At 73.5% G+C, this 12,982-nt stretch carries 16 protein-coding genes; 8 read left to right on the top strand and 8 right to left on the bottom strand.

The genetic code is table 11. The annotated features are described in order from the left end of the window. Nucleotides 1-48 precede the first annotated feature (48 nt). A complete protein-coding gene (locus tag DZA62_RS05460) occupies nt 49-711 on the top strand; it encodes a DNA methyltransferase (protein WP_157987498.1) in 663 nt (220 codons plus the stop codon). On the opposite strand, the gene DZA62_RS05455 is transcribed toward DZA62_RS05460, so the two are convergent. Continuing rightward, complete coding sequence (locus DZA62_RS05455) at nt 708-1,580, bottom strand: LysR family transcriptional regulator (RefSeq protein WP_116947780.1); 873 nt, start codon at nt 1,578-1,580, stop codon at nt 708-710. The genes DZA62_RS05460 and DZA62_RS05455 overlap by 4 nt on opposite strands. Before the next feature lie 98 nt (nt 1,581-1,678). Between DZA62_RS05455 and DZA62_RS05450 the strand changes: the two genes are divergently transcribed. Then, the gene (locus DZA62_RS05450) at nt 1,679-3,010 is read left to right on the top strand and encodes an FAD-binding oxidoreductase (RefSeq protein ID WP_116947779.1); all 1,332 of its coding nucleotides are present in this window, start codon (nt 1,679-1,681) and stop codon (nt 3,008-3,010) included. A gap of 349 nt (nt 3,011-3,359) precedes the next feature. Here DZA62_RS05450 and DZA62_RS05445 read toward each other — a convergent pair whose 3' ends face one another. From DZA62_RS05445 to DZA62_RS05435, 3 genes are read right to left on the bottom strand one after another with little or no spacing between them, the layout of a single operon-like run. Next, the gene (locus DZA62_RS05445; RefSeq protein ID WP_116947778.1) at nt 3,360-3,788 is read right to left on the bottom strand and encodes a DUF488 domain-containing protein; all 429 of its coding nucleotides are present in this window, start codon (nt 3,786-3,788) and stop codon (nt 3,360-3,362) included. A gap of 53 nt (nt 3,789-3,841) precedes the next feature. After that, on the bottom strand, nt 3,842-4,594 hold the full coding sequence (locus tag DZA62_RS05440) for an ABC transporter permease (RefSeq protein ID WP_116947777.1): 753 nt from the start codon (nt 4,592-4,594) through the stop codon (nt 3,842-3,844). Then, nucleotides 4,591-5,571 carry an ATP-binding cassette domain-containing protein gene (locus DZA62_RS05435; protein ID WP_116948143.1) on the bottom strand — a complete coding sequence of 327 codons (981 nt, stop codon included), beginning with the start codon at nt 5,569-5,571 and terminating at the stop codon, nt 4,591-4,593. The genes DZA62_RS05440 and DZA62_RS05435 overlap by 4 nt, the downstream gene beginning before the upstream one ends. Before the next feature lie 74 nt (nt 5,572-5,645). Here DZA62_RS05435 and DZA62_RS05430 point away from each other — a divergent pair, with 74 nt between their 5' ends. Next, the gene (locus DZA62_RS05430; protein ID WP_198663446.1) at nt 5,646-6,599 is read left to right on the top strand and encodes a helix-turn-helix transcriptional regulator; all 954 of its coding nucleotides are present in this window, start codon (nt 5,646-5,648) and stop codon (nt 6,597-6,599) included. A gap of 46 nt (nt 6,600-6,645) precedes the next feature. On the opposite strand, the gene DZA62_RS05425 is transcribed toward DZA62_RS05430, so the two are convergent. Beyond that, nucleotides 6,646-7,320, bottom strand: coding sequence for an O-methyltransferase (locus DZA62_RS05425; RefSeq protein ID WP_116947775.1), 675 nt, complete (start codon nt 7,318-7,320; stop codon nt 6,646-6,648). Between the two features lie 114 nt (nt 7,321-7,434). Here DZA62_RS05425 and DZA62_RS05420 point away from each other — a divergent pair, with 114 nt between their 5' ends. Next, the gene (locus tag DZA62_RS05420) at nt 7,435-8,361 is read left to right on the top strand and encodes a DNA polymerase beta superfamily protein (protein ID WP_157987496.1); all 927 of its coding nucleotides are present in this window, start codon (nt 7,435-7,437) and stop codon (nt 8,359-8,361) included. Here the strand turns inward: DZA62_RS05420 and DZA62_RS05415 are convergent. Both DZA62_RS05415 and DZA62_RS05410 read right to left on the bottom strand, forming a co-directional pair. Next, on the bottom strand, nt 8,342-8,830 hold the full coding sequence (locus DZA62_RS05415) for a GNAT family N-acetyltransferase (RefSeq protein WP_116947773.1): 489 nt from the start codon (nt 8,828-8,830) through the stop codon (nt 8,342-8,344). The genes DZA62_RS05420 and DZA62_RS05415 overlap by 20 nt on opposite strands. A gap of 19 nt (nt 8,831-8,849) precedes the next feature. Then, on the bottom strand, nt 8,850-9,233 hold the full coding sequence (locus tag DZA62_RS05410) for a VOC family protein (RefSeq protein WP_116947772.1): 384 nt from the start codon (nt 9,231-9,233) through the stop codon (nt 8,850-8,852). 150 nt (nt 9,234-9,383) lie between these two features. On the opposite strand from DZA62_RS05410, the gene DZA62_RS05405 reads away from it, so the two are divergent. Further along, the gene (locus DZA62_RS05405; protein WP_116947771.1) at nt 9,384-9,875 is read left to right on the top strand and encodes a glutathione peroxidase; all 492 of its coding nucleotides are present in this window, start codon (nt 9,384-9,386) and stop codon (nt 9,873-9,875) included. A gap of 43 nt (nt 9,876-9,918) precedes the next feature. Beyond that, a complete protein-coding gene (locus DZA62_RS05400; protein ID WP_116947770.1) occupies nt 9,919-10,905 on the top strand; it encodes an aldo/keto reductase in 987 nt (328 codons plus the stop codon). A gap of 4 nt (nt 10,906-10,909) precedes the next feature. On the opposite strand, the gene DZA62_RS05395 is transcribed toward DZA62_RS05400, so the two are convergent. Beyond that, entirely contained in the window at nt 10,910-11,854 is a 945-nt protein-coding gene (locus DZA62_RS05395) for a hypothetical protein (protein WP_157987495.1), read from the bottom strand. Nucleotides 11,855-11,947: 93 nt separating this feature from the next. On the opposite strand from DZA62_RS05395, the gene DZA62_RS05390 reads away from it, so the two are divergent. Then, nucleotides 11,948-12,499 (top strand): PH domain-containing protein, encoded by a 552-nt coding sequence (locus DZA62_RS05390; RefSeq protein WP_198663444.1) that lies wholly within the window; start codon nt 11,948-11,950, stop codon nt 12,497-12,499. 25 nt (nt 12,500-12,524) lie between these two features. After that, a complete protein-coding gene (locus DZA62_RS05385; RefSeq protein WP_116947767.1) occupies nt 12,525-12,977 on the top strand; it encodes a peroxiredoxin in 453 nt (150 codons plus the stop codon). Nucleotides 12,978-12,982 lie beyond the last annotated feature (5 nt).

Here is a 12,982-nt window from a genome sequence, read left to right as displayed (position 1 = left end):
GCCGGGTCCGAGGAGCGCGGCGGCGGCCGGTCCAGCAAGATGGACCGCATGAGGCCCTGGCTGCAGCAGTGGATGGACGACCTCGTCAACGAGCGCTACGTGGAGGCCGACGAGAACGTCCACTTCACCGAGAACCTGGCCGAGACGGTCATCGCCGAGTACTCCCTGCCCGGTCAGCTGGTGCTCGACCCGTTCGCGGGGTTCGGCACCACCCTGGTCGTCGCCGAGCGGATGGGCCGGTCCGGTCTGGGCGTCGAACTGCTGCCGGACCGGGCCGACATGATCCGCCGCCGGCTCGGCGGCAGCGGCGAGATCATCACGGGCGACGCCCGCAACGTCGCGGCGCTGGTGGACCGGCCGGTCGACCTGTGCTTCACGTCGCCGCCGTACATGACGCTCGAGAACCACCCGGAGAATCCGCTCAACGCCTACGAGACCCTCGACGGCGACTACGAGAAATACCTCGGCGAGCTGGAGCAGATCTTCGGCCAGGTCGCCGGGTTGCTGCGGCCGTGGGGGCACCTGGTCCTGAACGTCGGCAACATGATCGACGACGGCGTCGCGACCACCCTCGCCTGGGACGTCGGCCGCATCGTCGGCCGGCACCTGACCTTCCGGCAGGAGACGTTCCTGTGCTGGGACGAGCAGCCCGAGTGGCTCACCGGCGACTACTGCCTGGTGTTCCAGCGCACCGTGGAGGAGGCACCCTAGAGCGGTTCGAGGTCGCGCGCGGCGGCCAGCAACTGCCGGATCGCGGCCGGCGGCGGCTCGGCGCGCACGGCGAGGTACGTCGTCGAGACCAGTGCCTCAACGCGGAGGTAGGCGACGCCGGGCATCGGCGGCGGGGGACCGACCTCGTAGAACGGCGTCCACGACGGCGCGGCATGGGCGAGATCGGCGAGCGTCTCGCGCAACGACGTGAACGGCGGGCCGGCGGGCGGATCGACGCCGGCGGCTCGGAACGCGGCGGTCATCAGGCCATGGAACGGCGGATTGGCGCGCGGATCGGCCAGCCGGACCGGCAGGCCGCCCAGATCACGCAGCCGCACCGTGTCACCGGTGGTGAGCGGATGCCCGCTCGGCAGCGCCGCCAGGACGGGGTCGTCCCAGAGCGCGAGCAGCTCCAGCCCGGGTGCGTCGTCGACGTCGCGGACCAGAGCGGCGTCCAGTACGCCGGACCGCACGGACGCCAGCCGGTCGGCCAGCTTCACCGTGCTCAGCCGGACCCGCAGCCGCGGCTCCCGAGCGGCGAGCGCGGCGAGCAACGTGGGCAGCCGGCGCCCGGGCGCGGGGCTGGTCCCGAGCCGCAGCGAGCCGGCGCCGGCGAGATCGGCCGCCAGCCGGCGGGTGCGGTCGGCGGCGGCCAGCACGGCCCGCGCCTCGGGCAGCAGCCGGTCGCCCTCGGCGGTGAGCCGCACCCGGCGCGTGGTGCGGTCGAACAGCACCACGCCGAGCTCGCGTTCCAGCCGGCGCAGCTGCTGGCTCACGGCGGGCTGACCGACGTGCAGCACCTCCGCGGCGCGGGCGAACCCACCCTCGTCGGCGATGGCGACGAAGTAGGCGAGTTGACGCAGCTCCACGGGCCTCCCCGGGACATTCGCATTCATCACGGTCAGTGATAACTGTACGTGCGTCCTCGGCCTGGTCCGGGGGGCGCGGCTCGGGTGGGATCGAGATCATGGACACGACACCACGGCCGGCGGTCGCCGGCCTCGCCCGCCGCATCGACGGGCCCGTGCTGCGGCCGGGCGACGACGACTACGACCGCGAGCGGTCCGGTTTCAACCTCGCCGTCGATCAGCGGCCCGCATTGATCGTGGGTGCGGTCTCGGCGGCGGACGTGGCGGCAGCGGTGCGGTTCGCCGCGGACCACGGTCTGCGGGTCACGGCACAGGCGACCGGCCACGGCGCCGGCGTTCCCCTGGACGGCGGGGTGCTGGTCGGCACACGGCGGCTGGACGGCGTGCGGCTCGACGCGGGCGCCCGGCTCGCCCGGGTCGAGGCCGGCGTGCGGTGGCGGCAGGTCATCGAGCCGGCCGCGGCCGCCGGTCTGGCGCCACTCAGCGGATCCTCGCCGCTGGTCGGCGCGGTCTCGTACCTGCTCGGCGGTGGCCTGCCGGTGCTCGGCCGGACGTTCGGCTGGGGCGCCGACCGGGTCCGCCGGCTGGAGGTGGTCACGGCCGACGGCGAGCTGGTCGCCGCCGGCCCGGACGAGAACGCCGACCTGTTCTGGGCGTTGCGAGGCGGCAAGGGCGGCTTCGGCATCGTGACGACGGCCGAGGTCGAGCTGGTGCCGCTGCCTCGGCTGTACGGAGGCGGTCTGATCTTCGCGGCCGAGTCGGCGGCGATGGTGGCGACGGTGGCGCACGCGTGGCGTGCGTGGTCGGCGGAGCTGCCCGAGGCGATGAACACCGCGCTCGCGTTCGTGCGGCTACCGGGCGGCCCGCTCACGGCGCACGTCCGCATCGCGTACGCCGGCGACGCGGACGACGGCGCCGCGCTGGTCCGGCCGCTGCGCGGCCTCGGCCCGCTGGCCGACACCGTCGCGCCGCTGTCGCCGGCCGCGATCGGCGCCGTGTACAACGACCCGACCGAGCCGATCCCCTACGACGAGCGCTCGCTCCTGCTGGCCTCGTTCGACGACGCCGCCGTGGACGCACTCGTCGAGGTGGCCGGTCCGGATGCGCCCGGTGGCGTGATCATGGTGGACGTGCGGCGCCTGGGTGGGGCGCTGCCCCGCCGGCCTGAGCATCCGCGCGCGCTCGACCACGGCACGGCGGAGTTCAGCCTGGCCGCCCTCGGCCTGGATCCGGTGGCGACGGAGGCCGTGCTGGACCGGCTGCGGCCCTGGAGCACTGGCCTGCGGTTCCTCAACTTCCTCGGCGGACCGGCTGCCGCCGCGCTGGCCCACGAGGCGTTCCCGCCGGAGACGCTGGCCCGCCTGGCCGCGGTCAAGCGCGACCGCGACCCGCACGGCGTCTTCCCCGCTCCGCACCTCGCCGCGAGCTGACGAGGGCGGACGGCGGGCGCGGCGGCCCGGCCGATGGGTGGCCGTGCAGCGGCTCGGCCGGTGGGTGGCGCGCGGCGGCCTGGCTCGCGGGTGGGGCGCGGCGGCCCGGCTCGTGCGCGGCGCGTGACCGAAGACGCAACCCGCCCGGCTGGGAGGGGGCCCACCCTATGGGCGGGCACCGACAACGTCGGCGAACGCTGCTGCGTCGCCGCCCTGCCGTGTCGGCGTGCTGCCGGGTCGGGCCGACGCCGACACACGTGCGGGCGCCGTCGCATCGGGCGCCCGCCGACGCAGCGGAGCCGGCCGCCTGTCGACCAGCCTTGTCGACCAGGTTGTCGACGAGCCCCGCCTACCGGTCGTCCGGGCGACCTGGGGCCGTTCCACCGAGCCGGTCGAGCACGACCTGGCGGTGGCAGCGGGACTGGTCCTCCTCCAGGCACAGCAGCGCCACCAGCCGGGTCTCGGACTCACCGGCCAGCAGGTCCAGCGCCTCGCGGCCCTCCGGTTCGGCCAGCCGGTCCGCGTAGCGCTGCCGCGCCGCCGGGTCGCCCGCGGCGAACGGCACCCGGTTGTCCCTCGGGTTGCCCAGTGCGGGCAGGTGCACGTAGTCGATGCCGGCGCCGGCCAGCGCCGCGGCCAGGCCGCGCTTGGAGAAGCCGGGCTTGCGCGACATCGGTGTGAACCGCACGTCGGCGACCAGCCCGACCCCGGACGCGGCGAGGCCGGCCACGAAGGACTCGATGGTGTGCCCTTCGTAGCCGACCCCGATGACGCCCATGCGACCACCTTAGGGACTGACGTCAGACCCTGCGGCCGGCCGCGCAGCCTTGCTCAGGACGAGCGCCGCATCGCCCGCGTCCCGACCGCCAGACCGAGGGCGGCGACGGCGACCGAGGCGACGACGGCGCTCAGCACGGTCGACGCCGGGAACTCGCCGTTGAACAGGGCCCGTTCCGCGTCGACGACGTAGGCCAGCGGGTTCGCGCTGGACAGCGCCCGCAGCCAGCCGGGCCCGTCGTCGACCGGGAGCAGGATGCCGGCCAGCAGCAACAGCGGGAACAGCACGGTCTGCTGCACGGTCCAGAACATCCACTCGGTGTTCTTCGACGCCAGCGCCAGCGTGTACGACAGCGCGCCCAGCCCCACGGCCATGACGGCCAGAATGGCCACGCCGGCCAGGACACCCAGCACGTGCAGGTCGAAGCCGAACGGCACGCACACCAGCACGATGATCGCCGTCTGCACGATCATCGGGACGATCTCCTTCAGCGCCCGGCCGACGATCAGCGCCGGCCGTCGCAGCGGTGTCACCAGCATCCGCTCGTGCGCGCCGGTCTGGATCTCGAACAGCAGGTTCGATCCGGTGAACGATGTGCTGAACAGGCACGACATCACCACGATGCCGGGCACGAACCACTGCAGCGCGGAGCCGCCCTCGACCTCGGGGAGCAGCGGCGCGAACAGCCCGAGGAACACCAGCGGCTGGATCATGCTGAACACGACGGAGAACGGGTCGCGCAGGACCGGCCGCAGCTCGCGGCTGAAGACGGTGACGGTGTCGGTGATCATGGTCGTGCCGCTCATGCCGCGACCTCCTCGGTCGACGTGGTGACGACGCCCTCGCGCAGGCTGCGCCCGGTGAGGTTGAGGAAGACGTCGTCCAGGGTGGGCCGGTTGACGGCGGTGGACTCGACGGCGATGCCGGCGGCGTCGAGGTCGCGGAGGACCCCCGGGACGAGCCGCGGTCCGCCCGCCACCCGCACCTCGACCACCGCGCCGTCGGCGCTCACGGCCGCATCCGCGAGCGCGCCGAGCCGCGTCACCGCCCGTCCCGCGTCCGCGGCGGAGCCGAAGCCGAGCGTGATCAGGTCGCCCGAGTGCTCGGCCTTCAGCCGCGCCGGGGTGTCGTCGGCGATGACGGTGCCGTGGTCGATGACGATGACCCGCTCGGCCATCGCGTCGGCCTCGTCGAGATAGTGCGTCGTCAGCACGATCGTCGTGCCGTGCTCGGCGCGCAGCTTCAGGATGTGCTCCTGCAGGTTGGCCCGGTTCTGCGGGTCCAGCCCGGTCGACGGCTCGTCGAGGAAGAGCAGCCGGGGCGCGTGGATGAGGCCCATCGCGATGTCCAGCCGCCGTCGCTGCCCGCCCGACAGCGACGACACCGGCCGCTCGGCGACGGCGGCGAGGTCCAGCGACGCGACCAGCTCGTCCGCACGCGCCTTCGCGTCGCGCACGCTCATGCCGTACGCCCGGCCCTGGCTGACCAGCTCGTCGCGGCCGCGCTGGCTGTGCGCCGCGCCGTTGCCCTGGCCGATGTACCCGATGACCCGGCGCACGTCGCGCTGCCGGTCGACCACGTCGTAGCCGGCGACCGTCGCGGTGCCGGAGGTCGGCGGGATCAGCGTCGTCAGCATGCGCAGCGTCGTCGACTTCCCGGCGCCGTTCGGTCCCAGGAGGGCGACCAGCTCGCCCTCCGCGACGTGCAGGTCGAGCCCGCGCACGGCCTCGACGACGTCCTTCTTGACCGTGAAGTGCCTGGTCAGGTCGCTGGTCTGGATCATGGTGGCGTTCATGGGAACCACGCTAGAATCCATTCCGGCCACTTTCTGACCTCAATAGCGAGGACGGTGGGGACATGGCGAACACGAGTGCTCGGATGCTGCGGCTGCTGTCGCTGCTGCAGACGCATCGGTACTGGCCGGGGGAGGAACTGGCCGGTCGGCTCGGCGTCAGCCCGCGCACGCTGCGCCGCGACGTCGACCGGCTGCGCGAGCTGGGCTACCCCGTCGACGCCGCCCGGGGGGTCGCCGGCGGCTACCAGTTGCAGGCCGGTGCCGCGCTGCCGCCGCTGCTGCTGGACGACGAGGAGGCGGTGGCCATCGCGGTCAGCCTGCGCACGGCCGCGGGCGGTGGCGTCGGCGGCATCGAGGAGACGTCGGTGCGGGCACTGACCAAGGTGGTCCAGGTGCTGCCGCCGCGGCTGCGTCGCCGCGTCGACGCACTGCACACCTACACCGTCCCGTCCGTCCCCGGCGACGGCCCGCGGGTCGACTCCGACGCGCTCACCGTCATCGCGCAGGCCTGCCGCGACGACGAGCGGCTGCGGTTCCGGTACACGTCGCGTGACGGCGCCGCGACCGGCCGGCTGGTGGAGCCGTACCGGCTGGTGTCGCGCGGGCGCCGCTGGTACCTCGTCGCCTGGGACGTCGAACGGCACGACTGGCGCACGTTCCGCGTCGACCGCCTGACCGAGCCGGTCGCGACCGGCGCCCGGTTCCGGCCGCGCGAACTGCCGGCCGCCGACGCCGCCACGTTCGTCCACGAGCGGCTGGCCGCCGTGCCGACCCGCTACCGCGTCGTCGTCGACGTCCGGGCGCCGGCCGGCGAGGTCGCGTCCCAGGTGTCGACCTGGGGGACGGTCGAGCCGACCGGTGCCGCGTCCTGCCGGCTCACGATGAACGTCGACACGCTGGACTGGCCGGCCTTCATGCTCGGCGCGATCGCCGCCGACTTCGACGTCGTCGAGCCGGCCGAGCTGCGCGGCTACCTGCGCGAGATCTCGCAGCGGTTCGGCCGCGCGGTCGCGTGATGCTCGAACGACTCGTCGGCCGGCGTCCTGGCCTGACGGCCCGTTCTCAGAGGTCGGTAGTCACCAGCGCCAGCAGGAAGCCGTCGTAGCCCTTGGTGCCCACGGTCTGGACGGCGGTCGCGGTGAGCCGCGGCTCGGTGGCGACGTACTCGAACAGCCGCCGGGTGCCGTCGATCGACGCGTCGCCGGTGGTTGCGTCGATGACCCGGCCGGCGCGCACGACATTGTCGACGACGATGACGGTGCCGCGGCGGCCCAGCCGCAGCGCCCAGCTGACGTAGTCGAGGTTGGACGGTTTGTCCGCGTCGATGAAGACGAGATCGAACGGACCGGCGCCCTCGGCCTGCAATCGTGGGAGGGTGTCCAGCGCCTTGCCGACCCGGACGTCGACGCGGTCGAGGAGACCGGCACGGCCGAGGTTCGCCGTGGCCACCTCGGCGTGGGCGGGGTCGGCCTCGAGCGTGATCAGCCGGCCGTCGTCGGGCAGCGCCCGGGCCAGCCAGATGGTGCTGTAGCCGCCCAGCGTGCCGATCTCGAGGACCCGCCGGGCGCCGGCGATCAGTGTCAGCAGGTGCAGGAACTTGCCCTGGTTGGGTGCGACGTTGATGGCGGGCAGGCCGGCCGCGTCGCTGGCCCGCAGCGCGTCGTCGAGCGCCGGGTCGGCGCCGACGAGGTGCTCGCCGAGATAGCGGTCGACGGCGGTCCACTGCTGCTCGCTCATGACCTCAACCTACCGGCGGCGCAGGTACCTGCCGATGCAAATGATCCGGTCCAAACGGTTGAAACCCGATGGATCGTCGGACGGGCGCGCCTGCGGCGAGCGAGAATGGTCGTCATGTCTCGCCTGAGCGCCCCTGCGCGAGTCCCCGTCGGCATGCAGGTCGTCGTGCACGGCACCGCGGCCGACGCCGCCGGCCCGGGGAACGGCCGCGGTCTCGCCGGCCGCGTCCTCCGCGAGGCCGACGGCGCGTACACCGTCGCGCTGGCCGACGGCCGGCTGGTCGAGGCCACGCCCGACCAGCTGACCCCGCTCGCCGACCCGCCGTCCGAGCTGCCGGAACCGGTCCGCTCCGGTGCGCCGGACGACCTGGTCGTCGCGCGCACGCTGCTCGCCGCCGCCGTCGGCCATCCGCCCGCCGACCCCGGCGCCGAGCTGACGGTGCGCGCCGTCTATCAGGCGCCCACGGCGGCGTTCTGGTCGCTGCGCAAGCCGCCTGAGCAGGTCGCCGGGCCGGGACCGTCCTGGCTGTCGTGGGAGGTCGAGCAGTTCTGCCGGCTGGCCCTCGACGCCGACCCGATCTGCCTGGAGCTGCTGTGGTCGCCGCGCCGGGTCTGGGTCAGCGAGGTCGGCAGCGAGCTGCTGGACCTGCGGCCGGCGTTCCTGTCGCAGACCATCTCCGCCGCCTACGCCGACCACGTGCTGGCCGGATTCACCCGGCTGGCCGGCGACGACGGCCTGGACAAGGAACAGGCGACCGCTGCCGCCGACCTGCTCCGCCTGCTCATCGACGGGCAGGCGCTGCTGCGCGGCGGCGACGTCGGCGTCCCGTCCGATGAGCACGTCGAGAGGCTGGCGGCCGTCCGGGCCGGTGCGCTGCCGTGGGAGCGGGTCGATGCCTACCGCGTGGAGCTGCAGCAGCAGCTCGACGAGGCGGCCGCGGCGTCGTACCTGTCGCCCGGGCCCGACACCGGACGGGTCGACGCCTGGCTCAGCGACCTGCGCCGCCGCGATCTCGAGCCGGTCACAACCGCCGGTGCATGATGTGCAGCCCGACGTAGCCGTGCATCGGGTGCGAGAACCCCTCCGGTAGCGTCCCGATGACCTCGAACCCGAGCGATCGCCACAGAGCGACCGCCCGGGTGTTGGTCTCGACCACCGCGTTGAACTGCATCGCCCGGTACCCGGCGGTGCGGGCCCAGTCGATGACGTGCTCGCCGAGCGCCCGCCCGACGCCCTGTCCGGAATGCTCCGGCGCCACGATGAAGCTCGCGCTGGCGATGTGCGACGCCGGCCCCAGGTGGTTCCGGTTCATCTTCGCCGAGCCGAGCACCGTCCCGTCCTCGTCGACGGCGACGACCGTGCGGTCCGGCGGCTCCAGCAGCCAGATGCGCCGTCCCAGCTCGGCGTCGAGGTCGCGTGGCAGCGTGTACGTCTCGCCCGCCGCGACGATGTGCCGCAGGATCGGCCAGATGGCCGGCCAGTCGTCGGCCCGCGCGTCCCTGATCTCCATCCGGCGAGCGTATGTGGTGTCAGCGGGGCGCCTCGTGCAGGCAGAGGATGTTCCCCTCGGTGTCGGTGAACCACGCGGCGCGGTCGTCGCCGTGCGTGGCGATGTGGCCGACCGTCTTGAGCTCGGGCAGGTCGTAGTCCTCGAACGCGACCCCGCGCGACTCCAGCTCGGCGACCTCCTGAGGGAGGTCGGAGACACCGAACGTCGCGGCGGTGTGGTGGCTCTGTGCGCCGGGTTCGGCCTCCATCAGCTCGATGGTGGCGCCCGCGGTGGTGCGCAGTGCGTGGTTGCCTCCGGGGACGTCGCCGAGATCCTGCAGGCCGAGCCGGTCGCGGTAGAACGCGGCCGCGCGGTCGACGTCGGAGACCGGGAGCACGGTGCTCATGGTGGCGTTGGTCAGCATGATCTTCCCCCTCGAAACGACTGGGGCTGGTACTTCGGATTCTTCTCCTCACCCGCCGCGTCGGCAATGCCTCCCGGCCGGAAGAACCGCACCGGCGGTGTGGTTGTCTTCCGAGGGGAAGACCACCACCCAGGCATGAGGAGTCCCGCGTTGAGCAGCCTGTACGACATTCCGTTGCACACCATCGACGGGGCGGACGCCTCGCTTGCCGACCATCGGGGAGACCTCCTCCTGCTGGTCAACGTCGCGTCGAAGTGCGGCCTGACACCCCAGTACGAGGGCCTCGAGCGGTTGCAGGAGCGCTATGCCGGCCGCGGCTTCAGCGTGCTCGGCTTCCCGTGCAACCAGTTCGGTGGCCAGGAGCCGGGCACCGCCGAGGAGATCCAGGAGTTCTGCTCCACCACCTACGGCGTGACGTTCCCGCTGTACGAGAAGGCCGACGTCAACGGGCCCGATCAGCAGCCGCTGTACGCCGAGCTGACCCAGGTCGCCGACACCGGTGGTGAGGCCGGCGACGTCCAGTGGAACTTCGAGAAGTTCCTGGTCTCCACTGACGGCGCCGTGCTCGGCCGGTTCCGCCCGGGGGTCGAGCCGGAGTCCGACGAGCTGGTGCGGGCCATCGAGGCTCACCTGCCGCGCTGAGCCAGGACACCCGCCCCCCACGCGTCCCCGTAGGCTCGCCCCCGTGGAGACGAGAGAGCTGGGGCCGACGGGCCGCGCGGTCGGCATCGTGGGGTTCGGGGCGTGGCAGATCGGCGCCGACTGGGGCACCGTCGACGACGACGCCGCGCTGGCGGCGCTCGAGGCGGCGGTCGACGCCGGGGTGACGTTCGTCGACACCGCCGACGTGTACGGCGACGGCCGCAGCGAGCGGTTCGTCGGCGAGTTGCTGCGCCGCCGCCCGGACGCCGGGCTCACCGTCGCCACCAAGCTCGGCCGACGGGCGAACCCGCACGTGGCGTCGGCGTACACGCTCGACGCGTTCCGGGGCTGGACCGATCGCAGCCGCGAGCACCTGGGCGTCGACACGCTCGACCTCGTGCAGCTGCACTGCCCGCCGGCCGAGGTGTACTCCCGCGACGCCGTCTTCGACGCGCTGGACACCCTGGTCGAGGAGAAGCGGGTCGCCGCCTACGGAGTGAGCGTCGAGACCTGCGACGAGGCACTGGCCGCACTGCGCCGTCCCGGCGTGGCCACCATCCAGATCATCCTCAACTGCTTCCGGCAGAAGCCGCTGGACGACGTGCTCCCGGCGGCCGCCGCGGCCGGAGTCGGCATCATCGCCCGCGTCCCGCTGGCCAGCGGGCTGCTGTCCGGCCGCTACGACGCGTCGACGACGTTCGGCCCGAACGACCACCGCACGTTCAACCGGGCCGGCGAGGCGTTCGACGTCGGCGAGACGTTCTCCGGCGTCCCGTTCGAGGTCGGGGTCGAGGCGGCCCGCGAGATCGCGGCGCTGACCCCGCCCGACGTCAGTACCGCGCAGTTCGCGCTGCGCTGGATCCTCGACCAGCCGGCCGTAACCGTCGTCATCCCCGGCGCGCGCAGCCCGGAGCAGGCCGTCGCGAACGCGGGCGCGGCACGGCTGGCCCCCCTCGACGCGTCGACCGCGGCGGCTATCGGGCGGATCTACGACGAGCGCGTCCGGCCGCTGGTGCACGGCCACTGGTGACGTCTCAGCCCACGGGCGGACCGATCCGGGGCGCGACGGCGAGCAGCGTGGGAGCGAACGCTTCGGCCAGCGCCGTCAGCGCCTCGCGGTCGGCCGGTTGGTGCGGCCGATGCCGGAGATACAGGTTGACCTGCTGCTCGCCCATCCAGAGGTAGATGCCGCCGCTGGGCATGTAGACGCCGTTGTCGCGCAGTCCGCCGACGTGGATCGTCTCGGCGCCAGGCAGCTCGGTCGTCGCCCACATGCGCCCGACCTCGTCGCCGTAGCCGCTGATGCGCGCGGACACCGACTCGGCGCCGGCGATCCATGCGCACCGCAGCTCGTCGACGGTGCGCCGATCGTCGCGCTCCTCTGCGTGCGTGCCCAGCAACGCCTCGGCCTGAGCGGTCAGCGCGTCGCAGGCCGGCAGGGCGCCCAGCTCCGTCGCCGGAGCGAGTTCCGGCAGCCGCGGCAGCACCAGTTCGGCCAGCTCGATGGCGTTCTGGTCGCCGCCACCCAGGACGCGCAGCAGCCGGCCGTCGGCGTAGACCTGCATGAAGCCGGCCCCGACGACGTGCGCCGCGTCGCCCAGCCCGGGCACCTCGACCCGCGGGCCCAGGCCGTCGGCGACGAACTTGTCCAGGATCGCCCGGTGCTCGGACGGTGTCACCGTGTCGATGGACACCTGGAGTTGGAACGGGGTCTGCGGGCTGGTGGTCGTGCCGTGGTCGACGGTGATCTCGCAGCTGTCGAACGACGGGTCACCGACGGGGCCCGCATAGTCGCTCAACTCGATCCGCACACCGGCGTAGATGGAGCGCACCCCGTCGGGGCTGACGAGGTCGCAGACGCGGGTGGCCGGCGGCGCCGCCCCGACCTTCGCGCCGGACGGTACGTCGGTGGTCCCGGCCTCGGCACGGCAACACGTGAGCAGCACCAGGACGAGCGCCGCACTGGCCCGTAGCCGCATCCGCATCACCCGCCTCGAATCGCCGACGCATATAGAGGATGACGCATCGGTCGGTCAGAACGGTTGCGTCGCCTGATGTGCCACGATCGACCCGTGACGGATTCTGTGGTCGTGCGGCACGCGCTCGGTCGCGCCGTGGCCGTCGTGGGCTGGGCACTCGTGCTCGGCTGGCTGGTGGCGGCCTGGCCGCCGGGCGGCGCCGGGCTGCCGTTCGCCGCCGCGGTGAGCGGGCTGTTGTGGGTGATGTGCTGGCGCCCGGCGGTGGTCATCGACGATGCCGCCGTCACCGTCCGCAACCCGCTGCGCGACGTGCGCATCGGCTGGTCCGCGCTCGACGAGGCCAGCTTCGGCTGGTCGCTGCGGCTGCGCGCCGGCGACCTCAGCTGCCGGGCGGTGGCGGCGCCGGGGCCGGCGTCGATGTCCGCCCTCTACGACCGGCACGTCACCCCCGGCGGCGTCCTGGAGCGCGACGCCGTCGCCCTGGCCGGACGGCGGCCCGCACCGGCCCTGCTGGCGGTGCGGCAGCGCTGGGAGGCGCGCCGCACCGCGCCGTCAGGCGGGGTGGCGGCGACGCCCGCCGTCGCGAGCATCGCGGTGCTGGCGGCGTCGGCCGTCCTGCTGATCGCGGCCGCCGTCACCGCTTGATCGTCCGCGGTGGCAGGATGGAGGCATGGATGTCGGTGACACCGTCGACGACTTCGCCCTGCCCGACCAGTCCGGCACCCCGCGTCGCCTCAGCGAGTTGCTGGCCACCGGCCCGGTGGTGCTCTTCTTCTACCCCGCCGCGATGAGCCGCGGCTGCACGGCCGAGGCCTGCCATTTCCGCGACCTCGCCGTCGAGTTCGCCGCCGCCGGCGCCCAGCCGGTCGGCATCAGCGCCGACGCCGTCGAGCGACAGCAGGCCTTCGCCGCCGGCAACGACCTCGGGTACCCGCTGCTCAGCGACCCCGAGCGCACGGTGGCCGAGCAGTTCGGCGTCAAGCGACGGCTGGGCGCCATACCGGTCAAGCGGCACACGTTCGTCATCGGCACCGACGCCAGAGTCATCGGCGTGGTCCGCAGCGAGCTGGCCATGGAGAAGCACGCCGATCGCGCGCTGGACATCCTGCGCGCCGCCGCCTGAGCCCG

Source organism: Jiangella endophytica, from assembly GCF_003427025.1.
Lineage (GTDB): Bacteria > Actinomycetota > Actinomycetes > Jiangellales > Jiangellaceae > Jiangella > Jiangella endophytica.
Note: the sequence above shows the minus strand (reverse complement) of the source record. Positions and strands in the feature narration are given on the sequence as shown.